This is a genomic window from Bradyrhizobium niftali (assembly GCF_004571025.1).
Lineage (GTDB): Bacteria > Pseudomonadota > Alphaproteobacteria > Rhizobiales > Xanthobacteraceae > Bradyrhizobium > Bradyrhizobium niftali.
In genome coordinates this window covers 15,867-36,192 of record NZ_SPQT01000036.1, presented here as the reverse complement: position 1 = coordinate 36,192, position 20,326 = coordinate 15,867, and the positions used below count along the sequence as shown (strand labels likewise).

Annotated in this window: 17 protein-coding genes; 5 read left to right on the top strand and 12 right to left on the bottom strand. The window is 65.3% G+C overall.

Annotated elements, in window-relative coordinates:
• The gene (locus E4K65_RS40215) at positions 1-966 is read left to right on the top strand and encodes a tyrosine recombinase XerC (RefSeq protein ID WP_135178815.1); all 966 of its coding nucleotides are present in this window, start codon (positions 1-3) and stop codon (positions 964-966) included.
• 82 nt (positions 967-1,048) lie between these two features.
• Positions 1,049-1,639 (top strand): DUF4337 domain-containing protein, encoded by a 591-nt coding sequence (locus E4K65_RS40210; RefSeq protein ID WP_135178814.1) that lies wholly within the window; start codon positions 1,049-1,051, stop codon positions 1,637-1,639.
• Positions 1,640-1,795: 156 nt separating this feature from the next.
• Here the strand turns inward: E4K65_RS40210 and E4K65_RS40205 are convergent, their stop codons facing one another.
• The 12 genes from E4K65_RS40205 to E4K65_RS40150 form a co-directional block, all read right to left on the bottom strand.
• Positions 1,796-2,326, bottom strand: coding sequence for a hypothetical protein (locus E4K65_RS40205; protein WP_135178813.1), 531 nt, complete (start codon positions 2,324-2,326; stop codon positions 1,796-1,798).
• Between the two features lie 34 nt (positions 2,327-2,360).
• A complete protein-coding gene (lpdA, locus tag E4K65_RS40200) occupies positions 2,361-3,761 on the bottom strand; it encodes a dihydrolipoyl dehydrogenase (protein ID WP_135178812.1) in 1,401 nt (466 codons plus the stop codon).
• Positions 3,762-3,798: 37 nt separating this feature from the next.
• On the bottom strand, positions 3,799-4,548 hold the full coding sequence (locus E4K65_RS40195; RefSeq protein ID WP_167771541.1) for an SDR family oxidoreductase: 750 nt from the start codon (positions 4,546-4,548) through the stop codon (positions 3,799-3,801).
• A 67-nt stretch (positions 4,549-4,615) separates the two neighbouring features.
• Complete coding sequence (odhB, locus tag E4K65_RS40190) at positions 4,616-5,857, bottom strand: 2-oxoglutarate dehydrogenase complex dihydrolipoyllysine-residue succinyltransferase (protein WP_135178810.1); 1,242 nt, start codon at positions 5,855-5,857, stop codon at positions 4,616-4,618.
• A gap of 178 nt (positions 5,858-6,035) precedes the next feature.
• The gene (locus tag E4K65_RS40185; RefSeq protein ID WP_135178809.1) at positions 6,036-8,993 is read right to left on the bottom strand and encodes a 2-oxoglutarate dehydrogenase E1 component; all 2,958 of its coding nucleotides are present in this window, start codon (positions 8,991-8,993) and stop codon (positions 6,036-6,038) included.
• Positions 8,994-9,130: 137 nt separating this feature from the next.
• Positions 9,131-10,015 carry a succinate--CoA ligase subunit alpha gene (gene sucD / locus E4K65_RS40180; RefSeq protein WP_025575976.1) on the bottom strand — a complete coding sequence of 295 codons (885 nt, stop codon included), beginning with the start codon at positions 10,013-10,015 and terminating at the stop codon, positions 9,131-9,133.
• Positions 10,016-10,049: 34 nt separating this feature from the next.
• The gene (locus E4K65_RS40175; RefSeq protein WP_135178808.1) at positions 10,050-10,529 is read right to left on the bottom strand and encodes a DUF1579 family protein; all 480 of its coding nucleotides are present in this window, start codon (positions 10,527-10,529) and stop codon (positions 10,050-10,052) included.
• A gap of 4 nt (positions 10,530-10,533) precedes the next feature.
• Positions 10,534-11,730, bottom strand: a complete 1,197-nt coding sequence (gene sucC / locus E4K65_RS40170; protein WP_025575978.1) for an ADP-forming succinate--CoA ligase subunit beta — start codon at positions 11,728-11,730, stop codon at positions 10,534-10,536.
• 220 nt (positions 11,731-11,950) lie between these two features.
• Positions 11,951-12,919, bottom strand: coding sequence for a malate dehydrogenase (mdh, locus tag E4K65_RS40165; protein WP_008145224.1), 969 nt, complete (start codon positions 12,917-12,919; stop codon positions 11,951-11,953).
• Between the two features lie 243 nt (positions 12,920-13,162).
• Complete coding sequence (zapE, locus tag E4K65_RS40160; protein WP_135178807.1) at positions 13,163-14,347, bottom strand: cell division protein ZapE; 1,185 nt, start codon at positions 14,345-14,347, stop codon at positions 13,163-13,165.
• Positions 14,348-14,533: 186 nt separating this feature from the next.
• Complete coding sequence (gene thpR, locus E4K65_RS40155) at positions 14,534-15,070, bottom strand: RNA 2',3'-cyclic phosphodiesterase (RefSeq protein ID WP_135178806.1); 537 nt, start codon at positions 15,068-15,070, stop codon at positions 14,534-14,536.
• 174 nt (positions 15,071-15,244) lie between these two features.
• Positions 15,245-15,889 (bottom strand): arylesterase, encoded by a 645-nt coding sequence (locus tag E4K65_RS40150; protein ID WP_167771548.1) that lies wholly within the window; start codon positions 15,887-15,889, stop codon positions 15,245-15,247.
• 55 nt (positions 15,890-15,944) lie between these two features.
• Here E4K65_RS40150 and E4K65_RS40145 point away from each other — a divergent pair, with 55 nt between their 5' ends.
• From E4K65_RS40145 to E4K65_RS40135, 3 genes are all read left to right on the top strand, one after another.
• Positions 15,945-16,667: an ABC transporter ATP-binding protein gene (locus tag E4K65_RS40145; RefSeq protein WP_027547530.1), complete on the top strand. Its 723-nt coding sequence runs from the start codon at positions 15,945-15,947 to the stop codon at positions 16,665-16,667.
• Entirely contained in the window at positions 16,664-19,234 is a 2,571-nt protein-coding gene (locus tag E4K65_RS40140; protein ID WP_025575990.1) for an ABC transporter permease, read from the top strand. The genes E4K65_RS40145 and E4K65_RS40140 overlap by 4 nt, the downstream gene beginning before the upstream one ends.
• 278 nt (positions 19,235-19,512) lie before the next feature.
• Positions 19,513-20,304 carry a Bax inhibitor-1/YccA family protein gene (locus E4K65_RS40135; RefSeq protein WP_025575992.1) on the top strand — a complete coding sequence of 264 codons (792 nt, stop codon included), beginning with the start codon at positions 19,513-19,515 and terminating at the stop codon, positions 20,302-20,304.
• Positions 20,305-20,326: the final 22 nt, after the last annotated feature.

The window sequence follows — 20,326 nt, the reverse complement described above, 5'->3', positions numbered from 1 at the left end:
ATGAGCAAAGCGGCCGCCCCACCCATCGAGCTCGCCAGCGCCGACCCTGACATCGCGCAGGAGATGACGCGCTGGCTGTCGCATCTCGGCGCCGAGCGGCGGCTGTCGCCGAAGACGCTGGAGGCCTATGGCCGCGACTTGCGGCAGTGCCTGAATTTCCTCAGCAACCATTGGGGCGAGCGCGTCACGCTCAAGCGCTTCGCGGCGCTGGAAGCCACCGACGTGCGCGCCTTCATGGCGATGCGCCGGGCCGACGATATTGCCGGCCGCAGCCTGATGCGCGCGCTGGCGGGCCTGCGCTCGTTCGGCCGCTTCCTCGAACGCGAGGGCAAGGGCAAGGTCGGCGCATTGTCGGCGATCCGCGCGCCGAAGGTCGCCAAGAGCCTGCCAAAACCGCTGCCGATGGCGTCGGCCAAGCGTCTCGCGGACGCCGACGAGCGCGCCGGCGAGGACCGCGAGACCTGGATTCTGGCGCGCGATGCCGCGGTGATGGCGCTGCTGTATGGCTCCGGCCTGCGCATCTCCGAAGCGCTCGGGCTCAAGCGCCGCGAGGTGCCGAAGCCGGGCGAAGGCGACGTGCTCATCGTGACAGGCAAAGGCAACAAGACCCGCATGGTGCCGGTGCTCCAGAACGTGCTCGCGCTGGTGCAGGAATATGTTGCGATGTGCCCGTATCCACTGCCGGCGGAAGGACCGATCTTCGTCGGCGCGCGCGGCGGTCCCTTGAGCCCGCGCATCATCCAGCTCGCGATGGAGCGGCTGCGCGGCGCGCTCGGCCTGCCCGACAGCGCCACGCCGCATGCGCTGCGCCATTCCTTCGCCACGCATCTGCTGTCGCGCGGCGGCGATTTGCGCGCGATCCAGGAATTACTCGGCCATTCCTCGCTCTCGACCACGCAGGTCTACACCGGCATCGATTCCGAGCGGCTGCTGGAAGTCTATGCGAGCGCGCATCCGCGGCGCTGACACACTGACGTCATAACTTCCTTGCCTCTTGCGCGTCGCCCGCGGTTCGGTCAATCGTGGGGAACCGAGGCAGGAGGGATTTATGAGCGCACATGAAAGCATGGAGCATGCCGAGCACGCCGAGCACGCGTCCGGCTCGAACAAGAAGATTGCACTTCTGATCGCCGTGCTGGCGCTGTTCCTGGCGATCTCGGAGACGCTCGGCAAGGGCGCCCAGACCGAATCGATCAGCAAGAACGTCGAGGCCGCCAATCTCTGGGCGTTCTTCCAGGCCAAGAGCATCCGCCGCACCGTGGTGCTGACCGCGGCCGAGCAGGGCAAGCTCACGCTCGCCGGCGCCACCGACGACGCCATGAAGGCGACGGTGCAGAAGCAGGTCGACGACTGGACCAAGACCGCGCAGCGCTACCGCTCCGAGCCCGAGACCGGCGAAGGCACCGAACAGCTCGCCGAGAAGGCCAAGCATGCCGAGCACGAGCGCGACGAGGCGACCGCGAAATACCATCACTTCGAGCTGGCGTCCGCCGCCTTCCAGATCGGCATCGTGCTGGCCTCGGCCACCATCATCACCGGCATGATCGCGCTGGCCTATGTCGGCGGCATCCTGACGCTGGCCGGCCTCCTCATGACCGCGCTCGGCCTGTGGTGGCCGCATCTGGTGCATTTGCATTAGGGGAGTGAGCCGCGCGCTTGAAGCCACACCAATGGTGTCATGCCCCGCGAAAGCGGGGCATCCAGTACGCCGCGGCTCCCGGTTCTCGCCTTGCTGTCTCTGGGATACTGGATTGCCCGCCTTCGCGGGCAACGACACCGGATAAGCGGCGAACAGCTAGCGCGCCTGGTGCACGCTCTTGCGGAAGCGCTGGATCAGGCGGAGGGTGCGGGAGGACCAGCCTTCGCCGTTGCCGCCGATGATCTCCTTGATGCGCTGCTTGACGGGGTCGACCAGCTCATGGGCCTTGGCGCGCAGCTTCATGACGAGATCGTAGAGCCGCTCGAACCAGTGCATCTCCATGAGCTTGTCGCGCGTCACGTCGAACACGAAGGCGGTGACGCCGACGCCGAGCAACTTTGCGAACAGAAACGTGGATACGCCGGTCAGCCAGTATTCATGCGTGAGCAGGTACAGGCCGACCAGCTTGAGCGGAAACAGCGGAATGATCGGCACCGCGAACACGATCAGCGTCATGGCCGGTGGCAGCGCATCGACACGCTCCGTCAGCCATTGCTTGAAGCGCGCGAGCGGAATCGCTGCGACAACCCGCGCGACGATCGGTTCGAGATGGTCCCACAGCCAAGCTTCGATCAGAAAGATGATCGCCAGCAGGACCCAGACCGGTTGAAGAAGGCGGCGCAGCATTTGTTGTCCCGCCCGAACAGACTCGGGGCGTGGCCTACATATGGATGGCCCGCTTGCCGACTGCAAGCGCGGCTTCCTTGATGGCCTCCGAGCGGGTCGGATGCGCGTGGCAGGTGCGTGCGAGATCCTCCGCACTGCCGCCAAACTCCATGAGAACGCACGCTTCATGGATCATTTCCCCGGCTTCGCGGCCGATAATGTGCACGCCGAGCACGCGATCGGTCTTCGCATCTGCGAGAATCTTCACAAAGCCATCGGTGGTCTGGTTGACCTTGGAGCGGCCGTTGGCGGTAAAGGGAAACTTCCCGACGGTATAAGTCACGCCCGCCTGCTTCAGTTCCTCCTCGGTCTTGCCGACGGCGGAGACTTCCGGCGTGGTATACACGACGCCTGGGATAACGTCGTAGTTCACGTGGCCGGCCTGCCCTGCGATGATCTCCGCAACCGCAACGCCTTCATCTTCGGCCTTGTGCGCGAGCATCGGACCGGCGACGACGTCGCCGATCGCGTAGACGCCCTTGAGGCTGGTGGCAAAATGCGGATCGATCTGCACGCGGCCGCGAGTGTCGAGCGCAACGCCGGCTTCCTTCAGGCCGAGGCCATCGGTGTAGGGCACGCGGCCGATGCAGACGAGCACGACGTCGGCTTCCAGCGTCTCCGCAGCGCCGCCGGCCGCGGGCTCGATCGTCGCCTTGAGCGTCTTGCCTGATGTGTCGACCGCAGTGACCTTGGCACCGAGCTTGAATGCAAAGCCCTGCTTTTCAAGCATGCGCTGGAATTGCTTGGCGATCTCGCCGTCCATGCCCGGCAGGATGCGATCCAGGAACTCGACGACGACGACTTCGGCGCCGAGCCGCTTCCACACCGAACCGAGTTCGAGGCCGATCACGCCGGCACCGACGATCAGCAGCTTGCCCGGGACCTTGTCCAGCGACAGCGCGCCGGTCGAGGACACGATGCGCCTCTCGTCGATCTCGATGCCCTTGAGACGCGCGATGTCCGAGCCGGTGGCGATGACGATGTTCTTGGTCTCGATCACCTGCGACTTGCCGTCGGCGGAGACTTCGACCTTGCCGGTGCCCAGGATCTTGCCGGTGCCCTTGAGCACGTCGATCTTGTTCTTCTTCATCAGGAACTCGACGCCCTTGACGTTGCCGTCGATGCCCTGCTGCTTGAAGTTCATCATCGCGGGAAGCTCGAGCTTCGGCGTGGAGACGGACACGCCCATCTTGGCGAAGGAATGCGCGGCCTCCTCGAACATTTCGGAGGCGTGCAGCAGCGCCTTCGAGGGCATGCAGCCGACATTGAGGCAGGTGCCGCCGAGGGTTGCGTTCTTTTCGACCACGGCGACTTTCATGCCGAGCTGGCTGGCGCGCACCGCGCAGACATAACCGCCCGGTCCGGTGCCGATGACGACGAGATCGTAGGTAGCCATGAGAGAAAGTCCCGTGAGTTTAGCGTGGAAAGATGCGTCAGCGTCCGCCGGACACATCGAGAATGGCCGAGGTGACGTAGGAGGCATCGTCCGACATCAGCCAGACGATGGCGTTGGCGATTTCCTCGGCGGTGCCGACGCGCTTCATCGGCACCATATGGGCCAGGCGATGGGCGCGGTCGGGCTCGCCGCCGGCAGCGTGGATTTCGGTGTCGATCAGGCCGGGCCGGATCGCGGCAACGCGAATGCCTTCGCCCGCAACCTCATAGCCGAGGCCGACGGTGAAGGAATCGATCGCGCCCTTGGACGCGGCATAATCGACATAGGTGTTGGGTGCGCCGAGGCGGGCTGCGACCGACGACAGATTGACGATGACGCCGCCCTTGCCGCCATGCTTGGTCGACATCCGCTTCACCGCCTCGCGCGCGCAGAGGATGGAGCCGGTGACGTTGACCGCCATCACGCGCTGGATGCGCTCGGCCGTCATCTCGTCGACGCGCACGCCGCTCTTGCCGACGATGCCGCCATTGTTGACGAGGGCGCCGAGCGTTCCGAACTTGTCCGCTTGCTTGAACAGTTCGATGATGTCGCTTTCCTCGGCGACATCGCATTTCACCGCGATGGCCTTGCCGTTGCTGGCCGCGATCTGCGCGACGACTTCGTCGGCAGCCTGCTTGTTGCTGGCGTAGCCGACGACGACACGGAAGCCGCGTGCGGCCGCCGCGATCGCAGTCGCCCGCCCGATGCCGCGGCTGCCGCCGGTGATGACAACGACTTTATCCGTCACGCGCCCCTCCATGGTTCGACACGCGCCGTCGCGCGAGAGGGCGACGGCGCTCGCAGAGCATCAGCGATCAGAGATCGAGCACCAGCCGCGCCGGATCTTCCAGGCTCTCCTTGACGCGAACCAGGAAGGTGACGGCTTCCTTGCCGTCGATGACGCGGTGATCGTAGGACAGCGCCAGATACATCATCGGGCGGACCTCGATCTTGCCGCCGACGACCATCGGCCGCTCCTGGATCTTGTGCATGCCGAGGATGCCGGACTGCGGCGCGTTCAGGATCGGGGTCGACATCAGCGAGCCGTAGATGCCGCCATTGGTGATGGTGAAGGTGCCGCCCTGCATCTCGTCGATCTTGAGCTGGCCGTCACGGGCGCGGCGGCCGAAATCGGCGATGCCCTTCTCGATGTCGGCGATCGACTTGTGGTCGCAGTCGCGCACCACGGGCACGACGAGGCCCTTGTCGGTGCCGACGGCGACGCCGATGTGATAGTAGTTCTTGTAGATCAGGTCGGTGCCGTCGATCTCGGCGTTGACCGCCGGGATGTCCTTCAGGGCCTGCACGACCGCCTTGGTGAAGAAGCCCATGAAGCCGAGCTTCGAGGCATGCTTCTTCTCGAACGCATCCTTGTAGTGCGCGCGCAGCGCCATGACGTTGGTCATGTCGACCTCGTTGAAGGTCGTCAGCATGGCCGCGGTGTTCTGCACGTCCTTCAGACGACGCGCGATGGTCTGGCGCAGCCGGGTCATCTTGACGCGCTCTTCGCGGGCGGCGTCATCGGCCGGCGACGGCGCGCGCACCTGAACGGCGGCGGCAGGCTGGTTGACCGGGGTCGGCGCGGAGGCGGCGCGCTCGATCGCGGCGAGCATGTCGCCCTTGGTGACGCGGCCGTCCTTGCCGGAGCCGGGAACGGTCGAAGCGTCGATGCCGGTCTCGGCCGAGAGCTTGCGCACGGAGGGAGCGAGCGGCGCGTCGGCCGGCGGTGCCTTCGCGGCCGGAGCCGGTGCGGCAGCAGCCGCGGCGGCGGGAGCGGCAGCGGGCTTGGCGGGAGCAGCGGCCGGCTTGGCCGCGCCAGCGGCGCCTTCGGTGATCTGGCCGAGCAGCGCGCCGACAGCAACCGTCGCGCCGTCAGCGGCGATGATCTCGCTCAGCGTGCCGGCGGACGGCGCCGGGACTTCGATGGTGACCTTGTCGGTCTCGAGCTCCACCAACGGCTCATCGACGGCGACGGGGTCGCCGGCCTTCTTGAACCAGCGGCCGATGGTGGCCTCGGTGACGGATTCGCCGAGCGTCGGCACACGAATTTCAGTCATGGTCTTTTCCTTAAGGGATCGCCGGTGCGGTCTTAAATTTCATATGTCATCGCCCGCCTGGTGCGCAGTTGCGCACGGGGGCGGGCAATCCAGTACGCCGAGACGTTGGTGATGAGCACGAACGCCGCAGAGTACTGGATGCCCCGCCTTCGCGGGGCATGACTCAGTCCAAAGTTGCTTAGCTCAGTGCTTCGTCCAGGAACGCCTTCAGCTGAGCCTGATGCTTGGACATCAGACCCGTGGCGGTCGCGGCGGAAGCGGCGCGGCCGACATAACGCGGACGCCGGCTCACACCGTTCACCTGGTTCAGCACCCATTCCAGATAGGGCTCGATGAAGTGCCAGGCACCCATGTTGCGGGGCTCTTCCTGGCACCACACCATTTCGGCCTTCTTGAAGCGCGACAGCTCGGCCACCAGCGCCTTCAGCGGCACCGGATAGAGCTGCTCGACGCGCATCAGGTAGATGTCGTCGATGCCGCGCTTCTCGCGCTCTTCGTAGAGGTCGTAATAGACCTTGCCGGAGCAGAGCACGATGCGGCGGACCTTCTCGTCGGGGACGAGCTTGATCGCCTCGTTCGGCAGCATCTGGGCGTCATCGTACAGGATGCGGTGGAAGGTCGTTCCCTTGGCGAGCTCTTCGAGACGCGACACCGCCCGCTTGTGACGCAGCAGCGATTTCGGCGTCATCAGGATCAGCGGCTTGCGGATCTCGCGATGCAGCTGCCGGCGCAGCACGTGGAAGTAGTTGGCCGGCGTGGTCGGATAGACCACCTGCATGTTGTCTTCGGCGGACATCTGGAGATAACGCTCAAGACGCGCCGAGGAGTGCTCCGGTCCCTGGCCCTCATAGCCGTGCGGCAGCAGGCAGACGAGGCCGGACATGCGCAGCCATTTGCGCTCGCCCGAGGAGATGAACTGGTCGAACACGACCTGCGCGCCGTTGGCGAAGTCGCCGAACTGGGCTTCCCACAGCGTCAGCGTGTTCGGCTCGGCGAGCGAGTAGCCGTATTCGAAGCCGAGCACCGCTTCTTCCGACAGCAGCGAGTTGATGACCTCGTAATGGCCCTGCTCGTGGCCGAGATGGTTGAACGGCGTGTAGCGGCTCTCGTCCTCCTGGTCGATCAGGACCGAGTGACGCTGCGAGAAGGTGCCGCGCTCGGAATCCTGTCCGGACAGGCGGACATGGTGGTTCTCGTTGAGCAACGAGCAGAACGCCAGTGCCTCGCCGGTCGCCCAGTCGATGCCCACGCCGGTGTCGATCGCCTTGGCGCGGTTGTCGAGGAAGCGCTGGATGGTGCGGTGGACACGGAAGCCGTCCGGCACCTTGGTGATCTTGCGGCCGATATCCTTCAGCGCGGTGATGTCGACGCCGGTGACGCCGCGCCGCGCATCCTCTTCCTGGTCGGCGATCTTGAAGCCGGCCCACTTGCCGTCGAGCCAGTCGGCCTTGTTCGGCTTGTAGGAGGTGCCGGCCTCGAACTCGGCATCGAGCCGCGAGCGCCAGTCAGCCTTCAGCTTGTCGACCTCGCCCTCGGTGACCACGCCCTCGGCGATCAGGCGCTTGGCATAGAGCGACAGCGTCGACGGATGGGCCGCGATCCGCTTGTACATGACCGGCTGGGTGAACGCCGGCTCATCGCCCTCGTTGTGGCCGTAGCGGCGATAGCACCACATGTCGATGACGACCGGCTTGTGGAACTTCTGCCGGAATTCGGTCGCGACCTTGGCTGCGAACACCACCGCTTCCGGATCGTCGCCGTTCACATGGAAGATCGGCGCGTCGATCATCTTCGCCACATCCGACGGATAGGGCGAGGAGCGCGAGTAACGCGGATAGGTGGTGAAGCCGATCTGGTTGTTGACGATGAAGTGGACGGAGCCGCCGGTGCGGTAGCCCTTCAGGTCGGAAAGCCCGAAGCACTCCGCGACCACGCCTTGGCCGGCGAACGCCGCGTCGCCGTGCATCAAAAGCGGCATCACCGAGATGCGCTGGTCCGGCGGATCGCCGTGCTGGTCCTGCTTGGCGCGGACCTTGCCGAGCACCACGGGATCGACGATCTCGAGATGCGAGGGGTTCGCGGTCAGCGACAGATGGATGCGGTTGCCGTCGAACTCGCGGTCCGAGGACGCGCCGAGGTGATACTTGACGTCGCCCGAGCCTTCGACCGCATCAGGGTTGGCCGAGCCGCCCTTGAATTCGTGGAACAGGGCGCGGTGCGCCTTGCCCATCACCTGCGTCAGCACGTTGAGGCGGCCGCGATGCGGCATGCCGAGCACGACTTCCTTCACGCCGAGATTGCCGCCGCGCTTGATGATCTGCTCCAGCGCGGGGATCAGCGACTCGCCGCCGTCGAGGCCGAAACGCTTGGTGCCAGTGAACTTGGTGTCGCAGAATTTCTCGAAGCCTTCGGCTTCGACCAGCTTCATCAGGATGGCGCGGCGACCTTCGCGGGTGAAGGAGATCTCCTTGTCCGGCCCCTCGATGCGCTCCTGGATCCAGGCCTTCTGCGCAGCATTGCTGATGTGCATGAACTCGACGCCGAGCGTCTGGCAGTAGGTGCGCTCGCAGATCGCGGTGATCTCGCGCAAGTTGGCGTATTCGAGGCCCAGCACGTGATCGAGGAAGATCTTACGGTCGAAATCGGCTTCGCTGAAGCCGTAGGTGCGCGGGTCGAGCTCTTCGCGGTTGCGCTGAGCTTCGATGCCGAGCGGATCGAGCTTGGCGTGGAAGTGGCCGCGCATGCGGTAGGAGCGGATCAGCATCAGCGCGCGGACCGAGTCGCGCGTCGCCTGAAGCACGTCGGCGGAGGAGATCTCGGCACCCTTGGCCTGCGCCTTGGCGGCGATCTTGGCGCCGACCGCCTTCTCGACCTCGGCCCAGTTGCCGTCGAGGGCGGAGGTCAGGTCGTCCTGCGGCGTCAGCGGCCAGTTGGCACGCTCCCAGGACGGGCCTTCGGCATTCTTGCGGACGTCGTCCGGCTGGTCCTTCAGGCTCTTGAAGAACTCCTGCCACTCGGCGTCGACCGAGGATGGGTCCTTTTCGTAGCGGGCGTAGATTTCGTCGATGTAGGTGGCGTTGGTGCCCTGCAAAAAGGAGGAGAGGGCAAAGGCTGCGTTCGCGTCTTGGCGAGACATACTTGAGTTCCTGGCGATTTCAGTTCGCGCATAACAAACGGCGCTGGCGCTGGGCTCCCCGGCAGAGGCCCAGCGCGATTGGCACCATTTACCCTATTTGCTGCGAAACTTCGCCCGGAAAAGTACGAAGAAGTGAATTAGCCTTTCAACTTTTCGGCAAGCGTGTGTCCGAGGCGGGCGGGAGACGGCGACACTGTAATCCCAGCCGATTTCATCGCGTCGGTCTTGGAACCGGCGTCGCCCTTGCCGCCCGAAATGATCGCGCCGGCATGGCCCATGCGGCGGCCGGGAGGGGCGGTGACACCGGCGATGAAGCCGACCATCGGCTTCTTGCGACCGCGCTTGGCCTCGTCCTTGAGGAACTGGGCGGCGTCCTCCTCGGCGGAACCGCCGATCTCGCCGATCATGATGATCGATTCGGTCTTGGGGTCGGCGAGCAGCATTTCCAGCACGTCGATGAACTCGGTTCCCTTGACCGGGTCGCCGCCGATGCCGACCGCGGTGGTCTGGCCGAGGCCTTCCTGCGAGGTCTGGAACACGGCTTCATAGGTCAGCGTGCCGGAGCGGGAGACGATGCCGACGCTGCCGGTCTTGAAGATGTTGGCCGGCATGATGCCGATCTTGCATTCGCCGGCGGTCATGACGCCCGGGCAGTTCGGCCCGATCAGGCGCGACTTGGAACCGGCCAGCGAGCGCTTCACGCGGACCATGTCGATCACAGGAATGCCTTCGGTGATGCAGACGATCAGCGGGATCTCGGCGTCGATGGCTTCGCAGATCGCGTCCGCCGCGCCCGGCGGCGGCACGTAGATCACCGACGCATCGGCACCGGTCTTCTCACGCGCCTCGCGCACCGTGTCGAACACCGGTAGGCCCAGATGCGTCGCGCCGCCTTTGCCCGGCGAGGTGCCGCCGACCATCTTGGTGCCGTAGGCAAGCGCGGCCTCCGAGTGGAAGGTGCCGTTCTTGCCGGTGAAGCCCTGGCAGATGACCTTGGTGTTCTTGTCGATCAGGATGGACATGAGGTCTGCTTTCGCGAAACTAACGAGTGAGAGGTCAGTGGATGCGGCGGTAGACGCCGGTGAGCACGTCAGCCCAGCCTTCCGCGTCCGGCGAGAACTGGATCTTCAACGAGTAGGAATTGTCGTCGATGATCTCGTAGACGTGGCGCGCATTGCCGCGGAGCGAGCCGCGCACCAGCGTCAGGGTCTTGCCGACCCACCCGCCGGAGGCGGGCGAGGGCGGCGTGTATCCGAGCGAGTCGTACCAGAACAATTTGTAGGTCCGGTCCTCGCGGTCGTAGGTGAAGAGGCCGTGGGTGGCGAAGATCTGCTTGCCGTCGCGCATCTGGATTGCGTCCTGGATCAGGTAGAACCCGTTCAAGTCCATGCGCGCGACGACGTGCGAGGTGGCCGGCCCGCCCGCCGTCCAGCGCGACGGGAAGACCACCTCTTCGCCATCCCATTCGCCGGCGAACGCGGCGAGGCGCGTGTGCTCTGCAAGCGGAGATGATGCGGCGAGATGGTCTTGGGCCATGGCCTTAGCCTCCCTTGACGGCCTTCACGATCTTCTGCGCGGCGTCGTCGAGATTGTCGGCCGGCACCACGTTCAGACCGGATTCACGGATGATCTTCTTGCCCAGCTCGACATTGGTGCCTTCGAGGCGAACCACCAGCGGCACGCTGAGGCCGACCTCGCGCACGGCGGCCGTGACGCCTTCGGCGATCACGTCGCACTTCATGATGCCGCCGAAGATGTTGACCAGGATGCCCTTCACGTTGGGATCGGCGGTGATGATCTTGAAGGCGGCCGCGACCTTCTCCTTGCTGGCGCTGCCGCCGACGTCGAGGAAGTTCGCCGGCGCCATGCCGTAGAGCTTGATGATGTCCATCGTCGCCATGGCGAGACCGGCGCCGTTGACCATGCAGCCGATGTTGCCATCGAGGGTGACGTAGTTGAGGTCGTACTTGGACGCCTCGATTTCCTTGGCGTCTTCCTCGGTCTCGTCGCGCAGCGCGAGCACTTCGGGATGACGGAACAGTGCGTTGTCGTCGAACGACACCTTGGCGTCGAGCACGCGGAGCTGGCCCTGCTTGGTCACGACCAGCGGGTTGATCTCCAGCATCGACATGTCCTTGGCGACGAACGCCGCGTAGAGCTGCGCGGTGAGCTTCTCGGCCTGCTTGGCGAGATCGCCGGAGAGCTTCAGCGCGTTGGCGACGGTGCGGCCGTGATGGCCCATGATGCCGGTCGCGGGATCGACCGAGAAGGTGACGATCTTTTCGGGCGTGTTGTGCGCGACGTCCTCGATGTTGACGCCGCCTTCGGTCGAGACGACGAAGGAGACGCGCGAGGTCTCGCGGTCGACCAGGAGCGAAAGGTAGAACTCCTTGTCGATGTCGGAGCCGTCCTCGATGTAGAGGCGGTTGACCTGCTTGCCGGCGGGGCCGGTCTGGATCGTCACCAGCGTAGCGCCGAGCATCTGCTTGGCGAATTCGGAGACCTCGGCGGCCGACTTGGCGATGCGGACACCGCCCTTGTCGCCGGCGGAGGCTTCCTTGAACTTGCCCTTGCCGCGGCCACCGGCGTGGATCTGGCTCTTCACCACCCAGACCGGGCCCGGCAGCGCCTTGGCCGCAGCGTCCGCGTCGGCGGCCTTCAGGACCGGAACGCCCTTGGAGATCGGCACGCCGAACTCATTCAGCAGCGCTTTGGCCTGATATTCATGGATATTCATATGGTCGCTCCCTGAACCCGCGGGCGGTGACCTCGTAGGCCCACCTCAGTCTTGTGGCTGGCATACCATATACCACAGGAACTGCAACCCGGATTCTTTGACATCGATCTCTGGACTGCTGAACCGGAACCCGCCAAGCCTTCGACAAGTCGGTCAGCCGGGCCCCGGAAGTGAAACCGCCGAAGACCGGTTTTCGATCTTCGGCGGGAATTGTCTTGCCTTAGCGGCCGAGAAGATCGGGGGCGATCTTCTTGCAGGCGTCGACCAGGCCCTGCACCGCGCCGACCGACTTGTCGAAGGCCTCGCGGTCCTTGCCGGCGAGCTCGATCTCGACGACGCGCTCGACGCCCTTGGAGCCGATCACGACGGGCACGCCGACATACATGTCCTTCACGCCATATTCGCCGTTCAGGTACGCGGCCGAGGGCAGCACGCGCTTCTTGTCGCGCAGATAGCTCTCGGCCATCGCGATCGCGGACGCGGCCGGGGCGTAGAAGGCCGAGCCGGTCTTGAGCAGGTTGACGATCTCGGCGCCGCCGTTGCGGGTGCGGTCGACGATCTCGTCGAGGCGCGCCTGCGAGGTCCAGCCCATCTTGACGAGGTCGGGCAGCGGGATGCCCGCGACGGTGGAGTACTTCACCAGCGGCACCATGGTGTCGCCATGACCGCCGAGCACGAAGGCTGTGACGTCTTCAACGGACACGTTGAACTCGTCGGCCAGGAAGTAGCGGAAGCGCGCCGAATCCAGCACGCCGGCCATGCCGACGACCTTCTTGTGCGGCAGGCCCGAGGCCTTCTGCAGCGCCCAGACCATGGCGTCGAGCGGGTTGGTGATGCAGATGACGAAGGCGTCGGGGGCGTACTTCTTGATGCCGGCACCGACCTGCTCCATGACCTTGAGGTTGATGGAGAGGAGATCGTCGCGGCTCATGCCGGGCTTGCGCGGCACGCCGGCGGTGACGATGCAGACCTTGGCGTTGTCGAGCGCCTCGTAGGAGTTCGCGCCGGTGTAGTGCGCGTCAAAACCGTCGACCGGCGAGGACTGCGCAATGTCGAGCGCCTTGCCCTGCGGCACGCCCTCGGCGATGTCGAACATCACGACGTCGCCCAGTTCTTTCAGGCCGATGAGGTGAGCCAGCGTTCCGCCGATCTGACCGGAGCCAATCAAAGCAATCTTGTCGCGCGCCATGTGAACCTGTCCTTTAGACACGTAAGGAGGGAAAACTGAGAGGGTGGTTATCCCTTTCGCCTCGCCCGTTCAAGTCGGTGGATGCCCAATTGTCGGGCTTGCCGATGCCTCGGGCACGCAGCCCCGTCATTCCGGGGCGCGACGAAAGTCGCGAGCCCTGAAACCATCGGGCGGCAGAGCACACTGATGAATGGATTCCGGGCTCGTCGCTTCGCGACGCCCCGGAATACGGCCGCATAGGACTTAAGTCTCCACCAGGCCCTTGGTGGAGCCGCTGGCGGTGGAATCCTTGCGGCCGTGAGCCAGCGCCAGATAGGATTCCGAGCTCATTTCGATCAGGCGCGAGGCGGTCCGCTTGAACTCGTTGGCCTCGTTGCCCTCGTCGGCGAGGTACAGCGAGATCGGGTTGGCGTCGGCCGAGGCCATCAGCTTCACGGCATTGTCATAGAGTGTATCGATCAGCGTGATGAAACGCTTGGCGGCGTTGCGCTGGGAGAGGTCCATCACTGGAATATGGTCGACCAGGATGGTGTGATAGTCGTGCGCGAGCCTGAGGTAATCCGATGCGCCGAGCGGCTTCTCGCAGAGATCAGCGAACGAGAACCGCGCCACGCCATGGGCCGAGCACGGCACGTGCAGGATGCGGCCCTTGATCGAAATATCGCGCGACTTGCATTTGGCGCCGCCTGACATCCGCGACCAGGCGCGGTCGAGCGCGGCATCCGCATCGCTGTCCGCCGGCGTCAGCCACATCGGCACGCCCTGAAGCTTCTCCAGCCGGAAGTCGGTGCGCGCATCGAGCCGCGCGACATCCATGTGATCGGTGATCTGCTTGATGAAGGGCAGGAACAGCGAACGGTTGAGGCCGCCCTTGTAGAGATCGTCGGGCGCGACGTTGGAGGTTGCGACCACCACGGTGCCGAGCTCGAACAATTTGGCGAACAGGCGTCCCAGGATCATCGCGTCCGCGATGTCGGTGACGTGGAATTCGTCGAAGCAGAGCAGCCAGCTCTCCTCGAAGATCGCATTCGCGGTCAGCGCGATGACGTCGCCGTCGGCGATCTCGCCGCGCGCGATGCTCTGGCGATAGTCGTAGATGCGCTCGTGCACATCGGCCATGAATTCGTGGAAATGCGCTCGCCGCTTGTGCTCGACCGAGGCGTGCTGGAAGAACAGATCCATCAGCATGGTCTTGCCGCGGCCGACCTCGCCGTGGATGTAGAGCCCGCGCGGCGCCTCGTCCTTGTCGCTGCTGAACAGACGGCTGAGCAGGCCCTGCTTGCGCTGCGGCTTGTAAGCCGCGAGCCGCTGGTCGAGCGCCGCATAGGCTTCGGCGACTTCGGCCTGCGCGGCATCGGGCTCGATCGCGCCGTCGGCGATCTGGGCCTGGTAGGCCTCGCGGAATGAGGAACTGAGGGTCGAGAGCATGGCCCTTTACCGCCAGAGACGGACGGAAATTGCAAGCCGTGAATTGGTGCCGGAGGTATGCGCTTTCGTGTCCCGGACGCGCTGTGCTACGGCGCAGAGCCGGGACCCACTATTTCGTTCATCGCCAAATAACGGCCGTTGCGGAACGCTGAGCCCCGGCTCTCCGGCCGGGGCACGAGAGCCGTGTCACGCACACAGCTCGTAGGCGTCCTCGACCACATACGGTCCGCCGCCGGTGGAGGCGCGCGACGAGAACAGCACGAAGCGTTCGGCCATGAACGCCTTGCTCGGGAAGTAGCCGCGCAGCGAGAGATAGTCGGCGACGTCGCGGTCGGTCGCGTCGTGCAGCCGGGCCAGCGTGACATGCGGGATGAACTTGCGTCCCTCCGGATCGAGGCCGATCCGCTGCATCAAGCGCTCGAGCTCGGCCTGCAATTCCATCAGCGGCTTGCTCGGCGCGATGGTCGCGACCACCGCACGCGGCTTGCGACCACCAAAACTCTGCAAGCCTTGCACCTTCACCTCGAACGGCTTGCGATCGATGCGAAACAGCATCGAGGCGATCTCGTTGGCGGACATGCCGTCGATATCGCCGATGAAGCGCAAGGTGACGTGATAATTTTCGGGATCGATCCATCGGGCGCCGGGAAGGCCGCCCCGCAAATTGGAAAGCGTCTGGCCGACCTCGGCCGGGATTTCCAGACCAGTGAACAAACGCGGCATCGTTTCGCACTCCCGATGCTTGGGCATGATCCCTGGGCAGGATCATATCCAAATTTTAGAGCCGGCGACGAATCACCGGTACCCTGATTCCTATCGCAGTTGTGTGACTCTGCGAAGCATCGCGCGAGCCACCCCGGGAAAACCCTGGGAATTAGGGTTAGCATTGCCTGCTTTTCAACGGCGTTGCTCGCTTATGTTGCGCAAGAATGCCTCCACCGTGGGCAGCATGTTGCCGACGATGATGTCGACGCCGGCCGCGGTCGGATGGATGCCGTCGGCCTGGTTGAGCTTGGCGTCGGCCGCAACGCCGTCGAGAAAGAACGGATAGAGCGGCACGTCGAATTGTTTCGCCAGATCCGGATAAATCGAATTGAAGCGCGCGGCATAATCGGCGCCATAATTCGGCGGCGCCAGCATGCCGCACAGCATCACCGCGATCTTGCGTGCCTTCAGCCGCTGGACGATGTCCGTCAGCGCGGTGCGCGCCAGGTCAGGATCGATGCCGCGTAGCGCGTCGTTGGCGCCGAGCTCGACGATCACGCCCTCGGTTCCCTCAGGCACCGACCAGTCGAGCCGGTCGCGGCCGCCGGAGGCGGTGTCGCCGGACACCCCGGCATTGGTCATGTCAATCGCTATGCCTTTGACCTGCAAGGCTTTTTTAAGTTTTGCGGGGAACGCCTCCTGGGCCGGAAGGCCAAGGCCCGCGCTCAAGGAATCGCCGAGGACCACCAGCTTGATCGGTTTGGCGGCCGGCTGTGCCTGTGCCGACGCCGCTGTCGCAACTGTCATCAAGGCGAGCATCAACACGGCTATGTGCATGAACATTCCGTAACGCCTCTCGACCGCGCTATCGAAGTTGCCATATGACCGGACCATGGACACTCGCATCGAATCCTCTTCGCTCGCCGGCACCGCGCCGGACACCATCGCCATCTCCAACGTCAATCTCTCATTGGGTACGGGCGCGGCACGCGTTCACATCCTCAAGGATATCAGCTTGCGGGTCGCCTCGGGCGAGACGATTGGCCTGATCGGCCCGTCAGGCTCGGGCAAATCCACGCTGCTGATGGTGATGGCGGGGCTGGAGCGTCCTGATAGCGGAGAGGTGGTGGTGAACGGCACGCCTTTCAATGCCCTCGACGAGGACGCGCTCGCCCGCTTCCGCGGCCGCCAGGTCGGCATCGTCTTCCAGTCCTTCCATCTGATCCCGACCATGACGGCGCTGGAGAACGTCGCCGTGCCGCTCGAGCTTGCCGGCAATCCCGACGCCGCAATACGCGCGGCGCAGGAGCTGCAATCGGTCGGGCTCGGCGACCGCCTGCATCATTATCCGACGCAGCTTTCCGGCGGCGAGCAGCAGCGCGTCGCGCTCGCCCGCGCGCTGGCGCCCGATCCCGCCATCCTCGTCGCCGACGAGCCGACCGGCAATCTCGACGAGGCGACCGGAAAACAGATCGTCGACCTGCTCTTCACCAAGCATGCCGAGCGCGGCATGACCCTGGTGCTGGTCACGCACGATTCCTCGCTCGCGCATCGCTGCGATCGCGTGATCCGCTTGCGCTCCGGGCGCATCGACACGCAGTCTGCGCCGGCATGAGCACCGCGACCGAACCGTTCGTACGGCCCAACGCCGCCGCGTTGTCGCTCCGCTACGCGCTGCGCGAATTGCGCGGGGGCCTGCGCGGCTTCTACGTCTTCATCGCCTGCATCGCGCTCGGCGTGATGGCGATCGCCGGCGTCGGCTCGGTGTCGGCGAGCCTCTCCGACGGTCTCGCCCGCGAAGGCCGCACGCTGCTCGGCGGCGACGTCTCCTTCGTGCTATTCCAGCGCGAGGCCAAGCCTGAGGAAGTCGCCTTCCTGCGTTCGCGCGGCACCGTCTCGACCGCCGCGACCCTGCGCGGCATGGCGCGCTCGGCCGAAGGCAAGCTCGCGCTGGTCGAGATGAAGGCGGTCGACGACACCTATCCGATGCTCGGCCAATTGACGCTGGCGCCGCCGCTGCCGATGTCCGAGATCCTTGCAGAGCGTGACGGTGCGTTCGGCGCGGCCGCCGATCCGACGCTGCTGGCGCGGCTCTCGCTCAAGACCGGCGACCGCGTCACCATCGGCGCGGCGACCTTCCAGATCCGCAGCACCGTCGAAGCCGAGCCCGACAAGCTCGCCGGCGGCATCGGCTTCGGCCCGCGCTTCCTGATCAGCGAGGCAGCCCTGCGGGCGACAGGCCTGATCCAGCCCGGCAGCCTGGTGCGCTGGGTCTACCGGGTGAAGCTGCCTGACGCCGCCAACAGCGAGCGCGCCACCGACGCCTTCATCGCCGATGCGCGCAACGCCGCGCCGCAGGCCGGCTGGGAAGTCCGCAGCCGCTCCAATGCCTCGCCGCAGCTCGAGCGCAACATCAGCCGCTTCACGCAGTTCCTGACCCTGGTCGGCCTCGCCGCGCTGCTGGTCGGCGGTGTCGGCGTCGCCAACGCGGTGAAGAGCCATATCGACCGGAAGCTCGAGGTGATCGCGGCCTTCAAGGCCGTCGGCGCCACGGGCCGCGACGTGTTCGGCATCTATCTCGCCCAGGTCGTCCTGCTGGCAGCGATCGGGTCCGTGATCGGGCTTGCGCTCGGCGCCGCCATGCCCTTCGCCATCGTCGGGCTGTTCGGCAAGCTGTTGCCGCTGCCGGTGGTGCCGGCCGTGCACGCCGACGAGCTCGCGCTGTCCTTCGTCTACGGCCTGTTGACCGCGCTCGCCTTCGGCCTGTGGCCGCTCGGACGGGTGCATGACGTGCCGGTCGCCGCATTGTTCCGCGACACCATCAGCTCCGAATGGCACCGGCCGCGCTGGAGCTATCTCGCGTTCATGGGCGTCGTGATCGCCCTGCTCGTCGCGGTCGTGATCGGCCTGTCCTTCGACAAGCGCATCGCCGCGGTGTTCGTGGCGTCCTCGGTCGTCGTGTTCGCGCTGCTGCGCGGCATCGCCGCCCTGCTGATGACGATCGCGCGACGGCTGCCGCGGACGCGCCTGCCGATGCTGCGGCTCGCGATCGCCAACATCCACCGGCCGGGCGCGCTGACGCCTTCGGTCGTGCTCTCGCTCGGCCTCGGGCTCGCCGTGCTCGTCACCATCACCCAGATCGACGGCAATCTGCGCCGGCAGTTCCTCGCGGCCCTGCCCGATCAGGCGCCGTCGTTCTTCTTCATCGACATTCCGAGCACGCAGGCGGTGCAGTTCGACGGCTATCTGCGCCAGATCGCGCCCGGCGCCAAGGTCGAGGACGTGCCGATGCTGCGCGGGCGCATCGTCGCCGCGCGCGGCGTCCGCGCCGAAGAGCTCAAGCCGACGACCGATTCCGAGTGGGTGCTGCAAAGCGACCGCGGCCTCACCTATACCGCCGAGCTGCCGAAGGGCTCCAAGGTGGTCGAGGGCGCGTGGTGGAGCGCGGACTATTCCGGCCCGCCGCTGGTCTCGATGGAGAAGAAGATCGCCGACGGGCTCGGCCTCAAGCTCGGCGACGAGGTCGTGGTCAACGTGCTCGGCCGCGACATCCCGGCGAAGATCAGCAATCTGCGCAACATCGACTGGCAGGGCCTCGGCATCAATTTCGTCCTGGTGTTCTCGCCCAACGCCTTCAAGGGCGCGCCGCACACCCACATCGCGACGCTGACCGTAGCCGGCGGCAACGCCGAAGGCGACGGCAGGATCATCAAGCAGGTCGCCGACACCTATCCGATGGTGACGAGCGTGCGCGTGCGCGAGGTGATGGAGACGGTCGGCTCGGTCGTGACCAATCTTGCGCTGGCGATCCGCGGCGCCAGCGCCGTGACCCTGATCTCGGCGATCCTGGTGCTGGGCGGGGCGCTCGCCGCCGGCCATCGCCACCGGGTCTACGATGCGGTGATCCTGAAGACGCTGGGCGCGACGCGGCTGCGGCTGCTCGGAGCCTATGCGCTCGAATACCTCCTGATCGGGCTCGCCACCGCCGTCTTCGGCGTGATCGCCGGCAGCATCGCCGCCTGGATGATCGTGACGCGGCTGATGACGCTCAGCTTCGTCTGGCAGGCCGGCAGCGCAGCCGGCGTGGTCGTGGCCGCCCTGGTCGTCACTGTCGGGCTCGGGCTCGCCGGCACGCTCCTGGCGTTGAACAAAAAGCCCGCCACGGTGTTGCGGAATTTGTGACAAAAGGTAGCGGGACGCCGCGCGGGTGCGAAATCGCACGATTCCGGCGATTAACCGCGTTGCGCGTCAGGTTCGCGTCAGGATTGCCGCCAAGGGCGACATTCAGCCGCGCGTGGAAGGTTGCAGCGGATGTGTTAGTTTCCCACATATCGAATGGGTTCGGAGCCCCGATTGTTAGCCAAAATTTAGTCGGCAGACATCGGTATCCGAGATAGAATTTGACGAACCGGCGGCATGGCGACCCTCATGCCGGACCGGCCAACCAACGGGAATCGACCATGTCGGACCTAGACCGTAACTACGCTTCTCCTTTCGGCAGGGCCGCCGGGCGTGTTGACGCCGCGACGGTCGACGCCGGTCTGCGCGCCTACATGCTGCGCATCTACAACTACATGAGCATTGGGCTCGCCATCACGGGCCTTGCCGCACTCGGCGTCTATATGGCTGCCGTGACTGACGTTCCGACCCCGGAAGCCGTCCGCGTCGGCAAGCTGTTCCTGACGCCGTTCGGCTATGCGATGTTCGTCAGCCCCCTGAAGTGGCTGTTCATGCTCGCGCCGCTCGCCATGGTGTTCGTGATCTCGGCGGGCATCAACCGCCTGGCTCCCTCGACCGCCCAGATCCTGTTCTGGGTGTTCTCGGCGCTGATGGGCATCTCGCTGTCGTCGATCTTCCTGGTGTTCACGCACACCTCGATCGTGCGGGTGTTCTTCATCACCGCGGCGACCTTCGGTGCGCTCAGCCTCTACGGCTACACCACCAAGCGTGACCTGACCGGGATGGGCTCGTTCCTGTTCATGGGCCTGATCGGCATCATCATCGCCAGCCTGGTGAACCTGTTCCTGGCGAGCTCGATGCTGCAGTTCATCGTGTCCGTGGTCGGCGTGCTGGTGTTCGCGGGCCTCACCGCCTGGGATACCCAGCGGCTGAAGAACGACTACATCTACGGCTACGCCTCGGCCGGCGGTGACATCGCAGAGCGTGCGGCCATCACCGGCGCACTGTCGCTGTACCTGAACTTCATCAACCTGTTCACGCTGCTCCTGCAGCTCCTCGGCCAGCGCGACTAAGCACTGCGACGAGAGAACGGAC